The 21,324-nt window shown below is 59.7% G+C and carries 20 protein-coding genes and 3 pseudogenes; 14 read left to right on the top strand and 9 right to left on the bottom strand.

The window, feature by feature from the left end; genetic code table 11:
- Positions 1 to 77: 77 nt before the first annotated feature.
- Complete coding sequence (locus tag ACZ9BE_RS17705) at positions 78 to 500, bottom strand: GNAT family N-acetyltransferase (RefSeq protein WP_457262284.1); 423 nt, start codon at positions 498 to 500, stop codon at positions 78 to 80.
- Between the two features lie 719 nt (positions 501 to 1,219).
- Between ACZ9BE_RS17705 and ACZ9BE_RS17700 the strand changes: the two are divergent.
- Together ACZ9BE_RS17700 and ACZ9BE_RS17695 are read left to right on the top strand one after the other, a co-directional pair.
- Positions 1,220 to 1,993 (top strand): annotated as a pseudogene (locus ACZ9BE_RS17700) (PAS domain-containing protein); the annotation flags it as partial.
- Positions 1,994 to 1,999: 6 nt separating this feature from the next.
- Positions 2,000 to 2,539, top strand: coding sequence for a methyl-accepting chemotaxis protein (locus tag ACZ9BE_RS17695; protein WP_223259141.1), 540 nt, complete (start codon positions 2,000 to 2,002; stop codon positions 2,537 to 2,539).
- 135 nt (positions 2,540 to 2,674) lie between these two features.
- On the opposite strand, the pseudogene ACZ9BE_RS17690 reads toward ACZ9BE_RS17695, so the two are convergent.
- Positions 2,675 to 4,097: pseudogene (locus ACZ9BE_RS17690) on the bottom strand (MFS transporter).
- 125 nt (positions 4,098 to 4,222) lie between these two features.
- A complete protein-coding gene (locus ACZ9BE_RS17685) occupies positions 4,223 to 4,663 on the bottom strand; it encodes a PACE efflux transporter (protein ID WP_252878756.1) in 441 nt (146 codons plus the stop codon).
- Between the two features lie 122 nt (positions 4,664 to 4,785).
- On the opposite strand from ACZ9BE_RS17685, the gene ACZ9BE_RS17680 reads away from it, so the two are divergent.
- On the top strand, positions 4,786 to 5,658 hold the full coding sequence (locus ACZ9BE_RS17680) for a LysR family transcriptional regulator (RefSeq protein WP_150637513.1): 873 nt from the start codon (positions 4,786 to 4,788) through the stop codon (positions 5,656 to 5,658).
- A gap of 139 nt (positions 5,659 to 5,797) precedes the next feature.
- Here the strand turns inward: ACZ9BE_RS17680 and gntR are convergent, their stop codons facing one another.
- Complete coding sequence (gntR, locus tag ACZ9BE_RS17675) at positions 5,798 to 6,829, bottom strand: HTH-type transcriptional regulator GntR (protein WP_056787988.1); 1,032 nt, start codon at positions 6,827 to 6,829, stop codon at positions 5,798 to 5,800.
- Positions 6,830 to 7,045: 216 nt separating this feature from the next.
- Between gntR and ACZ9BE_RS17670 the strand changes: the two genes are divergently transcribed.
- Both ACZ9BE_RS17670 and ACZ9BE_RS17665 read left to right on the top strand, forming a co-directional pair.
- Positions 7,046 to 7,579 (top strand): gluconokinase, encoded by a 534-nt coding sequence (locus ACZ9BE_RS17670; RefSeq protein WP_071173330.1) that lies wholly within the window; start codon positions 7,046 to 7,048, stop codon positions 7,577 to 7,579.
- A gap of 82 nt (positions 7,580 to 7,661) precedes the next feature.
- Complete coding sequence (locus ACZ9BE_RS17665; RefSeq protein ID WP_016773551.1) at positions 7,662 to 9,014, top strand: GntP family permease; 1,353 nt, start codon at positions 7,662 to 7,664, stop codon at positions 9,012 to 9,014.
- A 179-nt stretch (positions 9,015 to 9,193) separates the two neighbouring features.
- Here the strand turns inward: ACZ9BE_RS17665 and alaC are convergent, their stop codons facing one another.
- Complete coding sequence (alaC, locus tag ACZ9BE_RS17660) at positions 9,194 to 10,411, bottom strand: alanine transaminase (protein ID WP_056787993.1); 1,218 nt, start codon at positions 10,409 to 10,411, stop codon at positions 9,194 to 9,196.
- A gap of 138 nt (positions 10,412 to 10,549) precedes the next feature.
- Between alaC and ACZ9BE_RS17655 the strand changes: the two genes are divergently transcribed.
- The 3 genes from ACZ9BE_RS17655 (at position 10,550) to ACZ9BE_RS17645 (ending at position 12,344) form a co-directional block, all read left to right on the top strand.
- Positions 10,550 to 11,212, top strand: a complete 663-nt coding sequence (locus ACZ9BE_RS17655; protein WP_041479200.1) for a LysE family translocator — start codon at positions 10,550 to 10,552, stop codon at positions 11,210 to 11,212.
- 69 nt (positions 11,213 to 11,281) lie between these two features.
- Positions 11,282 to 11,767 carry a GyrI-like domain-containing protein gene (locus tag ACZ9BE_RS17650; RefSeq protein ID WP_476249751.1) on the top strand — a complete coding sequence of 162 codons (486 nt, stop codon included), beginning with the start codon at positions 11,282 to 11,284 and terminating at the stop codon, positions 11,765 to 11,767.
- Between the two features lie 88 nt (positions 11,768 to 11,855).
- Complete coding sequence (locus ACZ9BE_RS17645; RefSeq protein WP_236168342.1) at positions 11,856 to 12,344, top strand: GNAT family N-acetyltransferase; 489 nt, start codon at positions 11,856 to 11,858, stop codon at positions 12,342 to 12,344.
- Between the two features lie 142 nt (positions 12,345 to 12,486).
- On the opposite strand, the gene ACZ9BE_RS17640 is transcribed toward ACZ9BE_RS17645, so the two are convergent.
- Positions 12,487 to 12,972, bottom strand: coding sequence for a GNAT family N-acetyltransferase (locus ACZ9BE_RS17640; protein WP_056788001.1), 486 nt, complete (start codon positions 12,970 to 12,972; stop codon positions 12,487 to 12,489).
- A 142-nt stretch (positions 12,973 to 13,114) separates the two neighbouring features.
- Here ACZ9BE_RS17640 and ACZ9BE_RS17635 point away from each other — a divergent pair, with 142 nt between their 5' ends.
- Genes ACZ9BE_RS17635 through ACZ9BE_RS17625 form a run of 3 tightly spaced genes read left to right on the top strand, consistent with a single transcriptional unit; the run spans position 13,115 to position 15,153 of the window.
- Positions 13,115 to 13,540: a YybH family protein gene (locus ACZ9BE_RS17635; protein ID WP_476249750.1), complete on the top strand. Its 426-nt coding sequence runs from the start codon at positions 13,115 to 13,117 to the stop codon at positions 13,538 to 13,540.
- Between the two features lie 40 nt (positions 13,541 to 13,580).
- Positions 13,581 to 13,925: a YciI family protein gene (locus ACZ9BE_RS17630; protein ID WP_039758054.1), complete on the top strand. Its 345-nt coding sequence runs from the start codon at positions 13,581 to 13,583 to the stop codon at positions 13,923 to 13,925.
- On the top strand, positions 13,918 to 15,153 hold the full coding sequence (locus tag ACZ9BE_RS17625) for an RNA polymerase sigma factor (protein ID WP_476249749.1): 1,236 nt from the start codon (positions 13,918 to 13,920) through the stop codon (positions 15,151 to 15,153). The genes ACZ9BE_RS17630 and ACZ9BE_RS17625 overlap by 8 nt, the downstream gene beginning before the upstream one ends.
- A gap of 751 nt (positions 15,154 to 15,904) precedes the next feature.
- Here the strand turns inward: ACZ9BE_RS17625 and ACZ9BE_RS17620 are convergent.
- Positions 15,905 to 16,759: a LysR family transcriptional regulator gene (locus tag ACZ9BE_RS17620; RefSeq protein ID WP_076563901.1), complete on the bottom strand. Its 855-nt coding sequence runs from the start codon at positions 16,757 to 16,759 to the stop codon at positions 15,905 to 15,907.
- An 89-nt stretch (positions 16,760 to 16,848) separates the two neighbouring features.
- Between ACZ9BE_RS17620 and ACZ9BE_RS17615 the strand changes: the two genes are divergently transcribed.
- A complete protein-coding gene (locus tag ACZ9BE_RS17615; protein WP_476249748.1) occupies positions 16,849 to 17,286 on the top strand; it encodes a multidrug/biocide efflux PACE transporter in 438 nt (145 codons plus the stop codon).
- Positions 17,287 to 17,347: 61 nt separating this feature from the next.
- Here the strand turns inward: ACZ9BE_RS17615 and ACZ9BE_RS17610 are convergent, their stop codons facing one another.
- Positions 17,348 to 18,106: an SDR family NAD(P)-dependent oxidoreductase gene (locus ACZ9BE_RS17610; protein WP_476249747.1), complete on the bottom strand. Its 759-nt coding sequence runs from the start codon at positions 18,104 to 18,106 to the stop codon at positions 17,348 to 17,350.
- Positions 18,107 to 18,226: 120 nt separating this feature from the next.
- Here ACZ9BE_RS17610 and ACZ9BE_RS17605 point away from each other — a divergent pair, with 120 nt between their 5' ends.
- On the top strand, positions 18,227 to 19,123 hold the full coding sequence (locus tag ACZ9BE_RS17605; RefSeq protein WP_476249746.1) for a LysR family transcriptional regulator: 897 nt from the start codon (positions 18,227 to 18,229) through the stop codon (positions 19,121 to 19,123).
- Positions 19,124 to 19,263: 140 nt separating this feature from the next.
- On the opposite strand, the gene ACZ9BE_RS17600 is transcribed toward ACZ9BE_RS17605, so the two are convergent.
- Positions 19,264 to 20,286 carry a transporter gene (locus ACZ9BE_RS17600; protein WP_476249745.1) on the bottom strand — a complete coding sequence of 341 codons (1,023 nt, stop codon included), beginning with the start codon at positions 20,284 to 20,286 and terminating at the stop codon, positions 19,264 to 19,266.
- Positions 20,287 to 20,478: 192 nt separating this feature from the next.
- Here ACZ9BE_RS17600 and ACZ9BE_RS17595 point away from each other — a divergent pair.
- Positions 20,479 to 21,300 (top strand): annotated as a pseudogene (locus ACZ9BE_RS17595) (methyl-accepting chemotaxis protein); the annotation flags it as partial.
- Positions 21,301 to 21,324 lie beyond the last annotated feature (24 nt).

The following is a 21,324-nucleotide window of genomic DNA, read 5'->3' as shown; positions in this document are numbered from 1 at the left end:
CTCGCGAATGCGGAGTATCAGAACCAAATTCGGCGCTGACACACCGCATTCGCGAGCAGGCTCGCTCCCACAGGGTGTCAGCGTAAATCTGCGGGATTGAGCCCCATCGCAATCATCGGCTTGCTCCGCGCGTACCGGCTCAACCGCTCGGCCATCGCCTGCGGCAGCGGCGGATCGAAGCTGAACCCGCGTCGCTCATAAAACCCGCGCAAATCCGGATGGCAAAACAGCCACACCGGCTCGTCCACCTGGGCAACCGCCGCTGCAATCAACTGCGCAGCGACACCTTGTTCCCGACACTGCGGATCGACAAACAACCCCGTCAGCCAGTGCCCACCGGATACCGGCCGCAGACACAGCGCCGCAACGATCTCGCCGCGCCTTGCCACCCACAGTTGCGCCTCGCGCACGGCTTTCATCGACGACTGGTGGTTGCGGTAGAACTTGTTCATCAGCGGCCACAACGATTCGTCGAGCTGGCTGTAGTGGATATCGGGCATGAGGTCGGCTGTTGTGCGAAAAGCGCCGATTATAAAAGAACGCGCGCTTCGGGATAGGTGTATACCTGAACTCACACCCCTGTGAGTGGAGTACCGATCATGTCCAAAGGTATGGATTCAAAGAAAGCCGCGAAGAAGAAGCCGGCCAAGACCGCAATTGAAAAACGCGCAGAGAAGAAAGCCAAGAAGGTCGATATTTTCGGCCATTGATCAAACCATGCGGAAGCCCGGTTCACGGGCTCCCGCCTCGCTGGCGAAAACGTCCGTTTTCACCACACTGTTTCCCGCGCTGAACCGTTTCTTGTGCAAAAAATGCCAGATACTGGCCGACTAGTGGCCTTGCGCCCGGCGTCGGGATGGCTATGCTTTGCAGGTAACTAACCATGTCGACCGTCATGCCACCAGGCCGACGGCACAGGTTGGTCCGTGATTCATGCTGCCAGAGTGCGCAATTCAAGGCACCAACACTGAACCAACAAGGAGCGTCACTTAAATGGAAGTTCTTCTACGCGTTAGGGCTGGCCCGCATGCGGGCTATCAAGAAAAGGATGTCTTGATCAGAGCGTCGCTGCACGGCGCATCCGATTGATCATCATTTATCACCTGACAACTTCCTCCCGTGGGGGAAGACGTGTGCCTGTTCTGTGGAACGTAGTGATGGATCTTGCAAGACCTGAACTTTCATCAAATCAAAAGAACGCGCGGAAGGTGATACAACCATGTTCAACCTACATCACAAGGCTGACCTGCGGGAAATCGAGCGCTTCAGCTGTGCGCTGACTGAGGCCAACGCGAAAATCGAAGCGATCAGCCGCTCGATGGCGATGATCGAGTTCACTCCGGACGGCATCGTTCTCGACGCCAACGAGAACTTCTGCAAGACCATGGGCTACAGCGCCGAAGAAGTGCGCGGCAAACACCATCGGATCTTCTGCGAAGAAAGCTTTTATCGCAGCGAGGACTACGCGAAGTTATGGCGCGACCTGGCCCGTGGTGAACCGCTCAGCGGCACTTTCCTGCGTCTGAACAAGAGTGGCCGGGAAATCTGGCTTGAAGCCAGTTACATGCCGGTATTCGGTCCCGACAAACAGGTCAGAAGTGTGATCAAGGTTGCGGCGGACATCACCGCACGCATCAACAAAGAACATGAAGAAGAAGCCATGCTCGCGGCGATCGGCCGTTCCATGGCGGTGATCGAGTTCACCCCCGAAGGCAATGTCATCCGCGCCAACGACAACTTTTTGCAGACCATGCAGTACGCGCACCCAGAAATTGTCGGCCAGCACCACAGCCTGTTCTGTCACCGCGCCGAAGCCGAATCCGCGCAGTACAAGGCTTTCTGGGCTTCGCTCAATCGCGGCGAATATCACTCGCACCGTTTCGAGCGCAAGAACAAATCCGGGCAGATGGTTTATCTGGAGGCTTCGTATAACCCGCTGTTCGACGCCAAGGGCCGCTTATACAAAGTGGTCAAGTTCGCCAGCGACATCACTCGGCAAATGACCACTCTGCAGAACGCTGCGGAATCGGCCCACAGTACCTCGGTGCAAAACGACGCCTGCGCGCAGAAAGGTTCACAGGTGGTGCAGCAGACCGTGCAGATCATTCAGGACATTTCCCGCGATCTGAACGAAGCGGCGGTGAGCATTGATGCGGTCAGCAAACAGTCGGACATCATCGGCACCATCGTTCAGACCATTCGCGGCATTGCCGATCAGACCAACCTGCTGGCGCTCAACGCCGCGATCGAAGCGGCGCGCGCCGGTGAACATGGACGCGGTTTCGCGGTTGTCGCCGATGAGGTGCGCAGCCTCGCCGCGCGGACCAGTCAGGCCACTCTGGAAATTGTCGACGTGGTGCGCAAGAACCACGACCTGTCGCTGAGCGCAGTGTCGAGCATGCAGTCGAGTCTGAGCCGCACCGGGCTGGGCGTGGAACTGGCCAACGAAGCGGGCGAGGTGATCCTCGAGATTCAGCAAGGCTCGCGGCATGTGGTGGATGCGATCAGCCAGTTCAATGAAACCCTGCAATTGAACTGAGCTGTTTCAACATCACCAATAACCAATGTGGGAGCGAGCCTGCTCGCGAAAGCGTTGTGTCAGTCAAGCCTATAGCCACTGACACGACGCCTTCGCGAGCAGGCTCGCTCCCACAGGTGAGTCCTGTGTTGGCCGTCAACGATGGGCAATATTTTCCAGTGCCAGATTACGCGTACGCGGGCCGAACCAGCCGATGGTCAGCATCACGATCAGCATGCTGCTGACGATAAACGCCAGTACCCCCGGCGTGCCGAAGTTATCCAGGAACATGCCGATCAGCAAACTGCTGAACACCGTCGACAAGCGACTGAACGAATAGCAGAACCCGACCGCGCGGGCGCGGATGTTGGTCGGGAACAGCTCGCTTTGATAGGAGTGATAACTGAAGCTCAGCCAGGCGTTGCAGAAGGTGATCATCACCCCGCAGAAAATCAGCCCGAAGGCGCTGGTCTGCAGGGCGAACAGCGTGCCGAAGGTCATCGCGCCGAGCGCCGAGCCGACGATTTGCCATTTGTTCTCGAAGCGGTTGGCGAACTTCACAAACAGCAACGGCCCGAGCGGGTAGGCGAGGGTGATGATGAACGCATACATCAGACTGTGGGTGATGCTCACGCCTTGGCCCGAAAGCAGCGCCGGCAACCAGTTGCCGAAACCGAAGAAACCGATCGCCTGAAAGATATGAAAAACGATCAGCATCAACGCGCGGCGGCGGTAGGGCGGCTGCCAGATATCGGCGAAACGGCCCTTGCCTTCGACATCGACCGGCACCGGTTCCGGCGCATCCAGCGCTTTGCCGTAATCCTTCGCAGCGCGCTTCGAGATGGTCGAGGATCCGATTGGCCTCATCGAAGCGACCGTGTTGCGCCAGCCAGCGCGGCGATTCCGGCAGACGCTTGCGCAGCCACCAGATAAACAGCGCAAACACCGCGCTGGCCAGCACCACCCAACGCCAGCCGGACACCCCGAACGGCGCTTGCGGCACCAGCCACCACGACATCAAGGCCACCGCCGGCACCGAGAGGAACTGCACGAAAAACGCAAAGGCGAACGCCGAGCTGCGCATGCGTTTAGGGACCAGTTCCGAGAGGTAGGCATCGATCGTCACCAATTCAATACCCAAGCCGATGCCGACCAGAAAACGCATGCCGATGATGCCCAGCGCCGAGGTCTGAATCCCCATCAGCACTGTCGCCACCGTGTACCAGATCAGCGCGAAGGTGAAGATTGCCCGGCGACCGAAACGATCCGCCAACGGACTGAGCAGGCTGGCGCCGAGGAACAGGCCGAGGAACGTTGCCGAGGCAAACGCCGCCTGATCGGAGAAACCGAACACGCCTTGCTTACCCGTGGCGAACAGGCCGTCGCGAATCAGCCCGGGGCTGATGTAGGCGGTCTGGAACAGATCGTAGAGTTCGAAAAATCCACCGATCGACAGCAGCGCCACCAGGCGCCAGATGGTGGCGACGGCGGGCAGACGGTCGATGCGGGCGGAAATCTCGGCGGCGCGTACCGGGTCGATGCCGTCACTGTGCGCGGCGGCGGAAGCGTGAGCAGTCATAAGCTGATCCATTTTTTATTGATGGAAAAGCTTAGCCTGCTATCGGAATTGATGGATTGTGAATATCAGCGGTTTACCCGGTCAAACCGCTGATTTCTCGCAATATCTGCTTACGAATTAGCGATTTATGCCGCAGCGGCAGAATCCGGCAGCGCCGACGCCGGCAAACCGAAGATCCTGTCAAACAGCCAGTTGAACACGAACGTGTAGCACGGGATGAAAATGATCAGTGCCAGATCCAGCAGGAACGCTTGCACCAGACTGATGTTCATCCACCACGCGATCAACGGGATCAGAAACACGATCAGCGTCAGTTGAAAGCCGACCGCGTGGGCGATGCGCCGTTTGACCGTGCGGGTGCGCGAGACCTGGCGACTTTCCCAGCGCTCGAACAACGAGGTGTAAATGAAATTCCAGGTCACGGCGATGCTGGTGATGATCACCGCCAGCGGCCCGGTGCTGCCCGGAGATGTGCCCGAGAGCAACGCCAGACCGAGGGCCGAGAAGGTCATCCCAATCACTTCGTAGAGCGACACGTAGACCAGTTTGCGTTTCACGCCTTGCATGCAGATTTGCCTCTTTCTTGCCAAATGTTGGCCAGCAGGGCTGGCGAAGGCGAGCAAAGATAGCTTCAATGCACCTGACAGAAAAAGTCGGTAGCTTTCAGTTTTATTGATAGGTGAGGCATTTGAATTTCAGCAGCGACAGCATCGAATTGTTTCTCGCGGTGATCGAGCGCGGCTCGTTTTCCGCTGCCGCGCGGCAGTTGGGCAAGGTGCCCTCCGCGGTGAGCATGGGCATTGCCAATCTTGAAGCGGAACTCGGTTACCCGCTGTTCGACCGCAGTCATCGCGAGCCGCAACCGACGGCGATGGCGCAGTCGTTGGTGCCCCACGCGCGACTGATCGCCGAGCAGCTCAAGCAGCTGCAGGTGCACGCGGTGGAGCTGTCGCTGGGGCTGGAAAGCAGGTTGTCGATTGGCGTGGTTGCGGACATGGATCGGCGCCGCTTGCTGGCAGCGATCAAGGTGATTGCCGAGCGGCACCCGTTGCTCGATATCGAAGTGCTGACTGCGCCACAGGATGATGTGCTGGCGATGTTGCACACTGGCCGGGTCAGCGTGTGTCTGGCGTTTGCCGGATTAAGCGTGAATGCGCTGGAGCGGTTTCAGTTCGTCGGCAGCGAACGCATGATCGCCACGCTGGCGGCGGACAGCCCGTTGTTGCAGGGGCGGGATGTGTTTCTCGAAGATCTGGTGCAAGTGCGGCAGATCATCGTCGCCAGCCGCGACTTGCCGATCAGCGAAACGCGGCCATTGGTGGCTGAATCCTACTGGCGTACGGACAATCTCGAGACGGCGATGGAAATGGTTGAAGCGGGATTGGGCTGGGGGAATTTTCCGCTGTCGGTGGTGCAGCCTTGGCTGGACGCGGGACGCTTGAAGCGGCTGAATTTTCGCAACATCGAAAATGGCCTGGTGCTGCCGGTGCATGCGGTGTGGCTCAAGAGCCAGCCCTTGCAGAAGGGCGCCCAGGCTTTGGTCGATCTGCTCAGCCATTGAATTTGGTAGAGATCCCCTGTGGGAGCGAGCCTGCTCGCGAAGGCGTCGTGTCAGCTGTATCAATGCTGACTGACCCACCGCTTTCGCGAGCAGGCTCGCTCCCACAAGGGTTGTGTTTCAACTCAGCATTTGTGAAGGGTCAGGTACTCTCGCGCACCTTCAGCTCAAACCCCATATCCTCCATCGGGCGCGCCACTTTGTTGCCTGCCATTAACGTGAGCATCTGCTCCGCCGCGCGCCGGCCGATTGCCTCGCGCGGGGTGTTGATGCTGCTCAGGCGCGGCACCATGTGCTCGGACATCGGCAAGTCGTTGAAACCCAGAATCGCCACTTGTTCGGGAATCTTGATGCCGTTACGCAACGCTTCCAGGAGCGCACCCTGGGCCAAGTCGTCGTTGCCGAAGAAAATCGCATCAACATCCGGATGCGCCGCCAGCAATTGCAAAAACAACTCGCCACCCAGACCCACAGACGAAGCACGCGGTGTCAGCACTTCCAGATCCGGGTCGTAACGGCCTGCCTTCTGCAACGCCTTGCGGAAACCCTCACCGCGCAGCAGGGTGCGCTGGTCCAGCTGCGCGCCGATGTACGCCAGACGCTTGCGTCCACGAGACAGGAGATGTTCGGCGGCAGTTTCGCCCGCGCTCAATTGTGAAAAACCCACGCAATTGACTCCGGCAGCACTGTCCAGCTCCATCATGTACACGCAAGGAATGTTGCTGGCCTCGATCATCCGCCGCGAACTTTCCGTGCGATCAAAACCGGTCAGCAGAAACCCGCGCGGCTGATAAGCCATGTAATTGCGCAGCAGGTTTTCTTCTTCATCGCGCGAATAGTGGAAGTTGCCGATCAGCACTTCGAAGCCTTTGGGCGTCAGCACCCGATGAATGGCTTCCAGCGTGTCGATGAACAGCAGGTTGGACAGTGACGGCACCAGCACCACCACCGAATGGCTCTGCGCGGAGGCCAGTGCGCGGGCGGCGGGGTTGACTACATAATTGAGTTCAAGCGCAGCTTTCTGCACTTTTTCCACCAGTTCGGTGGCTACCGTGCTCACCCCGCGCAAGGCGCGCGAGGCAGTGATCGGGCTGACGCCGGCCAGGCGGGCTACTTCGTTGAGGGTCGGACGGCCGGTGGTGCGGGTATTTTTATCGTTCTTGGGGGAGGTCATCGGGCGGCTTGCCAAACAAAAATCAAGGCACTAAGGTAGCGCTGTCCTGATGCAGCTGCAAATGCGTGAGCGCGGTCCTGCCTGATCTGTGCTTTTTGGCGTCGGGAACAAACCTGCTGCAACCCAAAAAAACGACAAGAAGGCGTCGGCAACTTCTGCCTGTGCACTAGAGTCATAGCTAGCAAAGGTAGCGCTGTCTGCGCGCTGAGGTGTTATATGAGTCATCCCATCACCGCCCTGGTCATCATGGGCGTTGCCGGTTGCGGCAAGACGTGCGTCAGCCAGGCCCTGTGCCAATTGAGCGGCGCCACTGCCATTGAAGGCGATACTTTTCATCCGGCCGCGAACATCGAAAAGATGAGCGCGGGGATCCCCCTGAACGACGAAGACCGCGCCGGCTGGCTCGACAGCCTGTGCGATGAACTGCGTCGCGTCGATGCCCAAGGCCAGCGCCCGGTATTGACCTGCTCCGCCCTTAAACACAGCTATCGCGAACGTCTGCGCAGTGCCTTGCCGGGTCTGGGCTTCGTGTTTCTTGAATTGACTCCGGAAGTCGCCGCCGAGCGTGTATCGCACCGCCCGGGCCACTTCATGCCGGCGACGTTGATCGAAAGCCAGTTCGCCACCCTCGAATCGCCCAAGGGCGAGCCGCTGACTCTGCCGCTCAATGCCTCGATTCACAGCGTTGAAGAGCTGGCCCTGCAGGCTCACGTCTGGTGGCAGGCCAACGGCCTGAAACAGGCGATATGAGCATGTTGAAAAAGACAGCGCTGTCCTCCCGACTTCTGTTCAACCCGCTTTAATAACAACAACAATCCAGGAGACACCCCCCATGTTTGGCATGTCCCACGAGACGTTCCTGCTGCTCGATGCAGTGGTCACGGTAATCGGCCTGATTATCCTGATCACCAAATTCAAGATTCACCCTTTTATCGCCCTGACCATCGCCGCCGCCTTCCTCGGCCTGACTTCCGGCATGCCGATCAATACCATCATCAAGGCGTTCCAGGACGGCTTCGGTGGCGTGCTCGGTTTCGTCGGCATCATCCTCGCCCTGGGCACCATGCTCGGCAAAATGATGGCCGAATCCGGCGGCGCCGATCAGATCGCCCAGACCCTGATCCGCGCCTTCGGCAAGGACAAGGTGCAGTGGGCGATGATGTTCGCTGCGTTCCTGGTGGGTATCCCGCTGTTCTTCGAAATCGGCTTCGTGCTGCTGATTCCGCTGGTGTTCATCGTTGCGCGTCGCACTGGCGTATCGATCATCAAGATCGGTATCCCGCTGCTCGCCGGCCTCTCTGCGGTGCACGGTCTGGTACCGCCGCACCCAGGCCCGCTGCTGGCCATCGGCGTGTTCGGCGCTGACATCGGCAAGACCATTCTCTACGGTCTGATCGTCGCGCTGCCGACCGCCATCATTGCCGGTCCGATCTTCGGTACCTTTATCGCCAAGCACATTCCTGGCCACCCGAATCAGGAGCTGGTCGATCAACTGGCCCGCGAAAACGATTCGGCCAACCTGCCAAGCTTCAGCATCACCCTGGTCACCGTGCTGTTGCCGGTGTTCCTGATGCTGCTGAAAACCTTCGCTGACGTAGCGCTGCCGGACGGCAACTTCTTCCGCATCTGGATGGACATGATCGGCCACCCGATCTCCGCATTGCTGCTGGCGTTGCTGCTGTCGCTGTACACCTTTGGCTACAAGCAGGGTATCGGTTCCAACCAGATGCTCAAGTGGCTCGACGCGAGCCTGGCGCCAACCGCCGCGATCATTCTGATCATTGGTGCGGGCGGTGGCTTCAAGCAGATGCTGGTGACCAGTGGCGTGGGTGATGTGATCGGCCACATGGCGGTCAGCGCGCAGATCTCGCCGATCCTGCTGGCCTGGCTGGTAGCGGCGGTAATCCGTATTGCAACCGGTTCGGCGACCGTGGCGACCATCACTGGCGCGGGCATTGTGGTGCCGGTTGTCGGCATGATTCCGGGCGTCAACCGTGAGCTGCTGGTGCTGGCCACCGGCGCCGGTTCGCTGATCCTGTCCCACGTCAACGACGCTGGTTTCTGGCTGGTCAAGCAGTACTTCAACATGACCGTGGCCGAAACCTTCAAGACCTGGACCGCGATGGAGACCATTCTGTCGGTAGTGGGCCTGGGCTTTATCCTGCTGTTGTCGCTGTTCGTTTAAGCGGCAGTTTGCAGGCACAAAAAAACCGCAATGATGCGGTTTTTTTGTGGGTGGATTTCGTGGTTCACCCAAAACCAATGTGGGAGCGAGCCTGCTCGCGAAGGGGCCAGGTCAGCCAGCCAATATGCTGACTGACCCACCGCTTTCGCGAGCAGGCTCGCTCCCACAGGGGGCAGGTGTCAGGCAGGAGATTTCGGATTGAAGCCATCCGCGCGGAACATCCCGCGAATCCCGCGCACGGCCTGACGAATGCGGTCCTGATTTTCGATCAGGGCGAAGCGCACGTGATCATCGCCGTACTCACCAAAACCCACGCCCGGCGAAACGCAGACCTTGGCCTCGGCCAGCAGTTTCTTGGCGAACTCCAGCGAACCCAGATGCGCATACGCCTCGGGAATCTTCGCCCAGACATACATCGACGCTTTCGGATTCTCGACCATCCAGCCCAGCTCATGCAGGCCTTTGACCAGCACGTTGCGACGCTGACGATACTGCTCGGCGATGTCGCGCACGCACTGTTGATCGCCTTCCAGCGCGGCAATCGCCGCCACTTGCAGCGGGGTGAAGGTGCCGTAGTCGTGGTAGCTCTTGATCCGCGCCAGGGCGCTGACCAGTTCCGGGTTGCCGACCATGAAACCAATGCGCCAGCCGGCCATGTTGTAGCTCTTGGACAGGGTGAAAAACTCCACCGCAATGTCCTTGGCGCCCGGCACTTGCATGATCGACGGGGCTTTCCAGCCGTCGTAGACGATGTCGGCATAAGCCAGGTCGTGGATGACCAAAACGTCGTACTGCTTGGCGAGCGCGATCACCCGTTCGAAGAAATCCAGCTCCACGCACTGCGCGGTCGGATTGGACGGGAAACCGAGGATCATCATTTTCGGCTTGGGGATCGAGCCGCGAATGGCCCGCTCCAGCTCATCGAAGAAGTCCACCCCCGGCACCAGCGGCACCGAACGCACCTGAGCGCCGGCAATCACTGCGCCGTAAATGTGGATCGGATAGCTCGGGTTCGGCACCAGCACGGTATCGCCCTGGTCCAGGGTCGCCAGCATCAAATGCGCCAGGCCTTCCTTGGAACCGATGGTGACAATGGCTTCGCTTTCCGGGTCGATATCGACTTCGTAGCGCTGCTTGTACCAGTTGGAAATCGCCCGGCGCAGGCGCGGAATGCCCTTGGACGTCGAGTAACCGTGGGTGTCTTCACGTTGGGCGACCTGCACCAGTTTTTCGACAATGTGCGGCGGCGTGGCGCCGTCGGGATTGCCCATGCTCAGGTCGATGATGTCTTCACCACGGCGGCGAGCGGCCATCTTCAGCTCGGCGGTGATGTTGAACACGTAAGGGGGGAGTCGATCTATGCGCGCAAAGCGGCGCGGCGAACCTTGTTCGGCCATTGTTGCCTCGGATAACGTAAGCGCCCGGAACCGTCCGAGCGACGCTGGTCACTGCGGTGACCTGTGGCGGAAGATAAGTGCAGTGATGGCATACTGTCCAGCGCGGTTGTAAACATTTTTTTCAAGGAAAATCGGTCAATGGAATTCACCAGCGGCTTCTTGCTGAGCCTTTCGCTGTGCCTGGATATCGGCGTAGCCAACATCGCGATGATCACCCTGGCCATGCAGCGCGGCTACTTTCAGGGCTTCGCCCTGGGCCTGGGCACCTGCGTCGGCGACCTGATTTACGCGGTGCTGGCCTTGGCCGGCATGACTGTTTTGCTGCAATACGAAACCGTGCGCTGGGTGCTGTGGATTGGCGGTTCGGCGCTGCTGATCTACTTCGCGGCGAAGATGATTTATTCGGCGATCCACCACGAAGCGCTGCTGGCGGAAACCGCGGAAGTGGGGCAGAACTCCCATCGCAAGGAATTCTTTCGCGGCATCTTTCTCGCGATGTCGTCGCCGAGTGCGATTCTCTGGTTTGCTGCGGTCGGCGGCACGTTGATCGCTCGATCCGGTGGCGGTGGTCCGTTGAGTTCGGCGCTGTTTTTGGGCGGCTTTCTCTGCGCCGGGCTGCTGTGGTCGGCCGGTCTGTGCTTCGCGGCAAGCCACGGCGGCAAGCTGCTGGGCGACAAGCTGCTGCGTTACTCCTACTTGGCATCGGCGGCGATCTTCTGCTATTTCGCGGTCTACGTGATCGTTTCCGGGTACAACGAGTTTGTCGGCTCGGGCGCCGTCGAGCAGTTGCATGCGCTGTAAACGTGCGAAACGGATCGGGCTTTCTATACTCCCAGCCGAACCCACTTTTGCGTTCTGAGGAGTTGCGTCATGGATGAACAACCACGCGTCGAATTGGCTGGGCCGCGCTTCGAACACGGGCAATTTCTGCTGATTGCCGGTTTCGGCGGGCGATTTACTCAGGGGACCACCGACAACATTCCCGCGTTGTGGGAAAAACTGATCCCGCACTTGGGAAAAATCCCCGCGCAAGTCAATGAAGTGACCTACGGCGTTTGCTGCAATGCGGACGGTGAGGGCGGTTTCGAATACATCGCCGGGGTGCAGATCGACAAGCTCGACGACCTGCCGGAAAAGTATCGCTGGGTTGAAATCCAACCGCAGAAATATGCGGTGTTCGAGCACAAGGGGTCACTGGCGCAACTCCCTGACACCTTTCAGTACATCTGGAACACCTGGCTGCCGCAGTCCGCTTACGAAGCGGCGGATGCGCCGGAATTCGAGCGCTATAGCGAGGATTTCAATCCGAAGCTCAATACCGGCACCCTGGAAATCTGGCTGCCGATCAAGGCTTGAGCGGTGTAACAATCGAGGCGGAGCATGTCCGCCCCGGTGGTTCTGCTTTATGCTGGCGGGCCTTGTTTCCACAGATTCCCGAGTTGCCATGAACACCGTGATCCGCAACGTCAGCGCCGCCGACCTCGACCGCTGCTACGCCATCGAAACCGACGCCTATGAAGGCGACGAAGCTGCTACCCGCGAAAAGATCGCCACGCGCATCGCCACCTGGCCGGACGGCTTCATCGTCGCCGAGGTGGACGGTGTGGTCGCCGGTTTCATCAATTCCGGCGCGGCGTTCGACGTGCAGATGTCCGACGAGGCCTTCAAGGAGCTGATCGGCCACGACCCGAAAGGGCCGAACGTGGTGATCATGTCGGTGGTGGTGCACCCGGATTACCAAGGGCAGGGCCTGGCCAAGCGCCTGCTCGGCAAATTCATCGAACGCATGCGTGCGATGGACAAAGCGACAATTCATCTGATGTGCAAAGAGCAACACATTGCGTTGTACGCCGGGTTTGGCTTTGCTTACATCAAACCGTCGGAGTCCGACCACGGCGGCATGGCGTGGCACGAGATGATCCTGACCCTCTGAAGCCAACACCTATCGAAACTGCCTGATCGTTCCCACGCTCCGCGTGGTAATGCAGCCGGGGACGCTCCGCGTCCCAAAACCGTGACGCAGAGCGTCACAAAGAGGCGTTCCTACGCGGAGCGTGGGAACGATCAGGGGATACTCAGAAGAACAGCCCCATCCGCCGCTCGTAACCGATCCGGCCCTTGTACGCTTCGCCGCTGTCGACATAGCCATGCTTGGCGTACAGCGCAATCGCCGCCTCATTGTCGGCGTCCACCGACAATTCCAGTCCTTTGATTTCCGGCCACGCTTCACGGGCGACAGCGGGCAGCGCTTGCAGGCAGGCCTTGCCATAACCCATGCCCTGTGCACGGCGATCGACCTGCAAGGCATGCAACGTGGCGCTGTGTTCGTCGGCCCAGTCGGGCAACACCGGCGGGCGCTTGAGCAGCAGAAACGCTACCGGTACGTCGTCCGCCAGCAGGGCAAAACCCTTTACGCCGGGGCCGGGTTTCGACAGCAGGGTGTGCAAGGCACCGTGGATGTCGCCGGAGAATTTGATCTGCTCGGGGTGGATTTCAATGGCCTCGACTTGCTGACGCTGTAAAGGGCTGAGGCTGTCGTAAGGCACGAGTTGGGCTGACACGGGAATTTCCTTTTTCCTACAAAGAGTGAGCCTCGGATTCTAGCGAGATTGTCGTCGGCGAAATTTTTTTGTTTGCCCTGTCGATCCGCGCATTGGGCAAACGACTAAGGGTGTCTTCACAACAAAAACCACGGAGAACACCATGAGCGCACAAAGCGAGATCCAGACTCTGATCAACACCTATCGCGAAGCGGTAATGGCCAAGGACGTCGAGAAAGTCATGGCCCTGTACGCCGACGACATCGTCTCGTTCGATGCGATCAAGGCCCTGCAATTCAAAGGCAAAGCGGCGTACCGCGCGCACTGGGTCGAGTGCATGGAAATGTGCCCCGGCCCGCACATCTTCGAGTTCCACGAAATCGCCATCGAAAGTGCCGACAACATCGCTTTCGCCCATTGGGTGGCCAACTGCGGCGGCACCAATGACAAAGGCGAAACCCAGAGTTGCTGGATGCGTGTCACCGCCTTTTACCGGCAAATCGGCGGGGCGTGGAAGATTGCCCACGAACACTGGTCGGCACCGTTCGATCCGATGAGCGGCGCGACGCTGTTCGATGTAACCCCCTGATCTTCAGCCATAGTTGATCCGTTCGAATCAGGAGATCGCCATGAAATACCTATGCCTGGTCTACAGCGATGAACGCCTGCTGCACACCTCGCCCGACAGCCCGGAGGACGCCGAATGCTGGGCCTACGCCGAGTCGATTCAGGGCAGCGGGCGGATGATCGCCGCCGAAGCGCTGGAATCGGTGGAGACCGCCACCACGGTACGCATGCGCAACGGCAAGGTGTCGATCACCGACGGGCCTTTCGCTGAAACCAAGGAGCAACTGGCCGGTTTCTACCTGATCGATGCCAAGGATCTCAACGAAGCGATTCAGGTCGCCGGCAATATTCCGGCAGCGCGGGTCGGCAGCGTTGAAGTGCGCCCGGTGCGGCAGTTGAATGTCTGACGTCAGGGCGCGGGTCGAGCAGGTCTACCGTGAGGATTCGCGGCGGATTCTGGCGACGCTGATCCGCCTGCTCGGTGATTTCGACCTCGCCGAAGAAGCCTTACACGAGGCGTTCTTCGTCGCGGTCGAGCGCTGGCAGCGCGACGGCGTGCCGGACAACCCGCGCACCTGGCTGGTCTCGACCGGACGTTTCAAAGCCATCGATGTGCTGCGCCGGCGCGCGCGGTTCAAGGCGTCGCAACCGTTGCTGCTGGCGCAACTCGATGAGCTGGAGCAGGCTGACTGGAGTGGCGAAGACGTGGAAGACGATCGCTTGCGGCTGATCTTCACCTGCTGCCACCCGGCACTGGCGGCGGATGCGCAGGTGCCGCTGACCTTGCGCGAAGTCTGCGACCTCACCACCGAGGAAATCGCCCGCGCTTTTCTCTCGGCGCCGGCGGCGATTGCCCAGCGCATCGTGCGCGCCAAAGCCAAGATCCGCGACGCGAAAATCCCTTATCAAGTACCCACGCTGAACGAATTGCCCGAGCGCCTGGACAGCGTGTTGCGGGTGATTTATCTGGTGTTCAACGAAGGCTATTCGGCCTCGGTCGGCGCCGAGCTGACCCGCGAGGACCTGACGCGCGAAGCGATTCGGTTGGGGCGCTTGTTGATGGAGTTGCTGCCTGAGCCGGAAGTCATGGGTCTGCTGGCGCTGATGCTGCTGCACGAATCACGTCGACCGGCGCGCACTTCGCCGAGCGGTGAACTGGTATTGCTCGACGATCAGGATCGCTCGTTGTGGGATGCCGGGTTGATGGCTGAAGGCTGCGCGCTGGTCGAGCGCGCGCTGAGTACGCGACGCTTCGGGCCATATTGCCTGCAAGCGGCGATTGCAGCGGTGCATGCGGAAGCGCCGTCGGCGGCGGAAACGGACTGGGAGCAGATTGTCGGTCTGTACGACGTGTTGCTGCGCGCGGTGCCGTCGCCGGTGATCGAGCTGAACCGCGCGGTGGCGGTGGCCAAACGGGATGGGGCGTTGGCCGGGTTGTTGGTGATCGAAGGGATTCTGGCGCGGGGCGAGTTGCAGGATTACCACTTGGCGCATTCGGCTCGGGCGGAGTTTTGCCGGCAATTGGGCCGAGTGGAGCAGGCGCGGGCGGCGTATCAGCGGGCGCTGGAGCTGACGCGGCAGGAGCCGGAGCGGCGGTTTATTCGAGGACGGATCATGGCGCTGGAAATGCTCTGACCTTGGCGCTCTGGCGATTGGGGGCAGTCTGTGGATTGCCCTCACCCTAACCCTCTCCCAAAGGGAGAGGGGACTGATCGGGGGATATTGGAGGGATTCACCGACTTGAACGAATTGTCTTGAATCCATAATCGATAAGGTTTTTCAGGTCGATGCATAACGCCAGACACTTCGGTCGGTCCCCTCTCCCAGAGGGAGAGGGGACTGATTGGGGGGATATTGGAGGGATTCACCGACTTGAACGAATTGTCTTGAATCCATAATCGATAAGGTTTTTCAGGTCGATGCATAACGCCAGACACTTCGGTCGGCCCCCTCTCCCAAAGGGAGAGGGGGCTGATTGGGGGGATATTGGAGGGATTCACCGACTTGAACGAATTGTCTTGAATCCATAATCGATAAGGTTTTTCAGGTCGATGCATAACGCCAGACACTTCGGTCGGCCCCCTCTCCCAAAGGGAGGGGGGACTGATTGGGGGGATATTGGAGGGATTCACCGACTTGAACGAATTGTCTTGAATCCATAATCGATAAGGTTTTTCAGGTCGATGCATAACGCCAGACACTTCGGTCGGCCCCCTCTCCCAAAGGGAGGGGGGACTGATTGGGGGATATTGGAGGGATTCACCGACTTGAACGAATTGTCTTGAATCCATAATCGATAAGGTTTTTCAGGTCGATGCATAACGCCAGACACTTCGGTCGGCCCCCTCTCCCTCCGGGAGAGGGCTGGGGTGAGGGGCTTTTGATCTTATTCGAGCATCTTGCTGAGCAACCAGCTCCCTGCCGGCCCCGGCGGATACAAGCGCGACCACAAGGCGTCGACAAACACCGGTTTCGGCCAGCCGCGCACGTCCAGCTCTATCAGCAAATCATTGGCATAACGCTGCACCAGCCACCGTGGCAACGGTGCCCAGCCAAAACCCTTTTCAGCCATTTCCAGCAGCATCAGATAACTCGGCGCCGACCACACCCGGCCTTTGCCACGGCTGTCATACGGATTGACGATGGTCGCCAGACGCAACTCGCGATGTTGCTCGAGGATCTGCTGATCGACATGCTCCAGTTTCGCCAATGGATGCTCACGGCTGACGAACAGGGCAATCTCCGTGCGCTCGGCCACGGTCGAGGTGACCAGATCCGGCGGGTAGTTGTCTTGCATTTCCGCGAAGGCCAAATGCGCCCGGCCGCGCTGGACCAGTTCGATCAGGTCTTCGCATTCGGCAATCAGGCATTCCAGCTCAAGCTCCGGATAACGCTGCTCGAAATCCACCAGCGCCGCCTCGAAACGATAGGACTGATAAGTGTCGGAAATCGCCACGGTCAGTTTCGGTTCCACACCTTGGGCCAATTGCCGCGCGCTCATCTCCAAGCGACTGGTGGCGGCCAGAATCGCCTCGGCTTTCTGCAGCATCACGTGGCCGGCGGGGGTGAGCGTGGGCTTGCGGCTGCTGCGGTCGAACAGTTGCAGGTCCAGATCGATCTCCAGACTGGCGACCGCCGCGCTGATGGTCGATTGACTGCGGCCCAATTTGCGCGCCGCTGCGGAAAACGAGCCTTGCGTCGCCGCTTGGACAAAAGCCAACAGCACTTCCTGCGAAGCCATGAACTATCGCCTTGATCGATGGTTATTGGTTTTGAAGTATCGGCATTCAGTTGGATCATGGCAACCATCGTCAAACAAGGAGTCAGGCCATGACTGCCCACAAGTCCATCACCGAACGTGTTTTCCAGGCGGTTGGTTTCGAGTTTCTTGCCATTCTCATTTGCACGCCGCTGCTCGCCTGGATCATGCAAAAGCCGCTGCTCGACATGGGCGCGGTGACCGTGTTGATCGCGCTGCTGGCGCTGGCGTGGAACGTGGTGTTCAACCGTTTTTTCGACCGTGCATTGGCGCGGATGAATCTGCCGCACAACGCCTGGGTCCGTGTAGTGCATGCGTTGCTGTTCGAAGGTGGACTGATCGTGATGGGCGTGCCGCTGATAGCCTGGTGGCTGTCGGTCAGCCTGTGGCAGGCGTTGTTGCTCGACATTGGCGTGCTGCTGTTCTTCCTGCCGTACACCTACGTCTACCACTGGGGTTATGACGTCCTGCGCGAGCGCTTCATGGCCCACCGCACATGTGAAAGCTGAGGTAAACCTGTGGTGAGGGGATAAATTCCCTCACCACAAAGGTGAGTCATCGTGCACAAAGTCAGAGAAACATGCCGCCGGATGCCTCGACCCGCTGACCGTTGATCCACTGTCCGCCCTCCGACAGAAGCAGCGCCAGCGCACCGCCAATATCATCCGGCAGCCCCACACGACCCAGCGCAGTGTTGCTGGCAACCATCGCGTTGACCGCGCTGTTATCGCGCACCGTGCCACCGCCGAAGTCGGTTTCAATCGCACCCGGCGCCAGGATATTCACGCCAATCTGCCGTGCGCCAAGCTCTTTCGCCTGATAACGCGTCAGCACTTCCATCGCACCTTTCATTGCCGCATATGCGCCGTAACCGGGCAGGCTGAAGCGGGTCAGGCCGCTGGAGATATTGACGATGCGCCCACCGTCATTGATCAGCGGCAACAGCTGCTGAGTCAGGAAGAACGGTCCTTTCAACTGCACGTTCATCAGCAGATCGAACTGCTCCGGGGTGGTTTCGCTGAACAGCGCATGCACGCCGACCCCGGCATTGTTGATCAGGAAATCAAAGCGCTTGCGATGAAAAGTCTGTTCCAGTGCTTGTTCAACCTGTTCGGCAAACGCGGCGAAGTTTTCGCTGTGGCCGACGTCCAGTTGCAGCATCGCCGCTTTCGCGCCGAGTGCCTGCAATTCAGTGATCAGCGCCTGGGCCTCGTCGGCGCGGCTGTTGTAGGTGCCGATGATGTCGATGCCTTGCGCGGCGAGGTGCAGGGCGGCGCTGCGGCCCAGGCCACGACTGGCGCCAGTGATCAGTGCGATTTTGCGATTCATGCGGACTTCCTCGATTGCGTTGAGTGGGATGGAAGAAGTGTATTTATCCGCCCTGAGCTGATAAACACGGCAGAAGCGGAATCACTGATCGGCTCAGCCGAACAATCACCGGGGCTTGTCATGAACAAACTGGAACTGCTGCGCACCTTCGTCCGGGTCAGCGAACTGTCGAGTTTCACTCTCGCCGGTGAAAGCCTCGGCCTGCCGCGCTCCACGGTCTCCGAACAGGTGCAGGCGCTCGAAGCCTTGCTCGGCACGCGGCTGTTGCAGCGCACCACGCGCAAGGTACAGGCCACCCAGGACGGCATGGTGTTGTATCAGCGCAGCAAGGATCTGCTCTCGCACATGGATGAAATCGAGGGGCTGTTTCGTCAGGACGAGGCGTCGCTGACCGGGCGTATTCGTGTCGACATGCCGAACATTCTCGCGCGAAGGCTGATCCTGCCGCGCTTGCCGGAATTCATGGATCGCCACCCGAATCTGCAGATGGAAATCAGCAGCACCGATCGCCGTGTCGATCTGCTGAGCGAGGGTTTTGACTGCGTGTTACGCATCGGCGCGCAGCCGGATCAGTCAGTGGTCGCCCGGCATCTCGGCGACTTCCCGATGGTCAACTGCGCCAGTCCCGCTTATCTGCAACGCTACGGCGTGCCGCAGACCATCGAGGATCTGGCGCAGCATCGGCTGGTGCATTACGTCGGCGTACTGGGCTCGCGTTCGGAAGGGTTTGTCTATGAGGAGGGTGGCGAAGTGCGGCGCGTAGCGATGGCCGGCAGTGTCACGGTCAACAGCACCGACGCCTATGAAGCGGCGTGCCTTGGCGGCTTCGGCCTGACGCAGGTCCCGCGCACCGGCATGCAGCCGCATCTGGAAAATGGCGAACTGGTGACCGTACTGCCGCAACACACCGCACCGCCGATGGCGATTTCGTTGTTGTACGCGCGGCAAAGGCATCTGCCGCTGCGGGTGCGGGTGTTTATGGATTGGCTCGGCGATGTCGTTCGTTCAACGCTCTGACTTCTCACCTTGGCCCGAACTGTGGGAGCGAGCCTGCTCGCGAAAGCGCCATGTCATTCAACATTGATTTATCTGACACACCGACTTCGCGAGCAGGCTCGCTCCCACAGGGAGGGCTGTGTTGTGTGTGGGATTTGCGCTCAATAATCCCCGCGCTTGCGAAACGCCCAACGCCCGGCAATCACCGTGAACGTCGCCACCAACGCGACCAGCACCCAAAATCCGTGCGGGTCCTGCGACAGCGGCACACCGCCGACATTCATGCCGAAAAAACCGGCGATGATGTTGATCGGCAAGGCCAGCACCGTCACCACCGTCAGGGTGAACAGCGTGCGGTTGCTCTGTTCGTTGAGGTTGGCGGCGATCTCTTCCTGCAACAGTTTGATCCGCTCGCCGAGGGCGGTGAGGTCGTTGATGATCAGCGCAAACTCCTCGGTGGATTTGCGCAACTCCTTGACGTCCTCCTTCTGCAACCACGGCGGCGGACGATTGAGCAAGCGCAGCAACGACCCCGGCTCCAACGCCAGCAGCCGTTGCAGGCGCACCAGCACGCGACGGTTGGCGCCAAGTTCGGCGCGGTTGGTCGACAGGCGTGAAGACAGCAATTCGTCTTCGACCTGATCGACACTCAGGCTGGTCTTGCGCACGATCTGCGTCAGCACCTCACCTTGATCGCGCAGCAGATGCACGAGCAATTCCGAGGGCGAGCGAAAGCACTCGCCGGCCTTTACCGACGAGCGCAATTTATCTACCGAATGCAGCGGTTGCAGGCGCGCGCTGACGATCAGTTTGCTGCGCACGCAGACCCACAGCGTCGACACGTCGGAGGAGACCATGCTGCTGAGGTTGAACACCACATCGTTGACCACCGCCAGCAGCGCCGAATCGACATGCTCGATGCGTGTCGAACGCGAACCTTCGTGCAACGCCTCGAAAAATTCCTCGGGCAATTGCAGATGACTTTTCATCCAGCGCTCGCACGCGGCATGGGCCAGGTTCAGGTGCAGCCAGAGAAATTCATCGCTGTCACCGTCATCCTGCAAACAGCGCAACGCCGTCGCCGAATCGATCTCGCGCCCGCGCTCACCGGGCAGAAAACGAAAGCCGTAGAGCAAGCCAAACAGGTCCGGGTCGCGATGGCTGATATCGAGGCTGTGGTTCATGGCGGCTCGCTGCGAGGAAGGTGTCTGGGGCAGGATTTTCAGGTTCACCGGAGCGGCATCATCGCAAGCTCACATGACCGTTTTGTGACAGCAAAGTGACTGCAAATCAAAGCGTTACCGGCTGTCGGAAGTTTCTCAAGGAAGGCTCTGGCATGCCGATCTCAGGTGAGTTAGGTTGCGCGCCATTGGCCTATGGCCATGGTGCGTCGACAGGGAAGTCCGGCCATTTTTCACGTCCGTTCGGGCGTGCCTCATCCCTGCTTCGAGTACCTTGCAATGCTGCAAAAATCCCTGAGAGCGCAAATTCTCGCCCTGTTGAGCGGCAGTCTGCTGGCGATATTGTTGATCGCGCTGGCCTGCTTTCATTTCCTCTCCAACGGCGTGCAAAGCTATAGCCAGTTGATCGCCGGCCCGTTGCACACTTCGCAACTGATCGATGAAGCCAACCTGCAATTCAAGGTGCAGGTGCAGGAATGGAAAAACGTTCTGCTGCGCGGCAAGCAACCGGCGGATCTGGCGAAATACTGGAGCCAGTTCGAAGAGCGCCAGCGCGACGTGCAGAACATTCTCGGCGAACTGGCCGGCCAGAAAGGCATCGAGGCCAATCTCAAGTCACGCATCGAACGTTTGCGCGAGGAGCATCGCCAGTTGGGCGCGGCCTATCAGAAGGGCCGCGATGCCTACGTGGCTGCCGGTGGTGACCCGAGCGCCGGCGACGCTGCTGTCAAAGGCGTCGACCGCGCCACCAGCGAGCAGATGAGTGCATTGGTTGCCGAACTTCGCGAGCAGGGCACCGCGCAATCGGCATTGATCAGTGCCAGCGTTGAGCGCACCGTGTGGCTGGGGCTGTTGGTGATGCTCGCGTCAGGCTTGCTGATCGGTCTGCTGAGCCTGTGGCTGGTCAGCCGCAACCTGATCGAGCCGATCCGCAACCTCATCGATTACGTCACCCGCTTGAGCCGTGGCCAGTTGGCCGAACGTGTTGTCAGCGAGCGTCGCGATGAGCTGGGCAACCTCGCCGCCGCAGCGAACACTTTG

Source organism: Pseudomonas sp. TE9122, from assembly GCF_056278925.1.
This window is presented reverse-complemented; position numbering and strand designations above follow the sequence as displayed.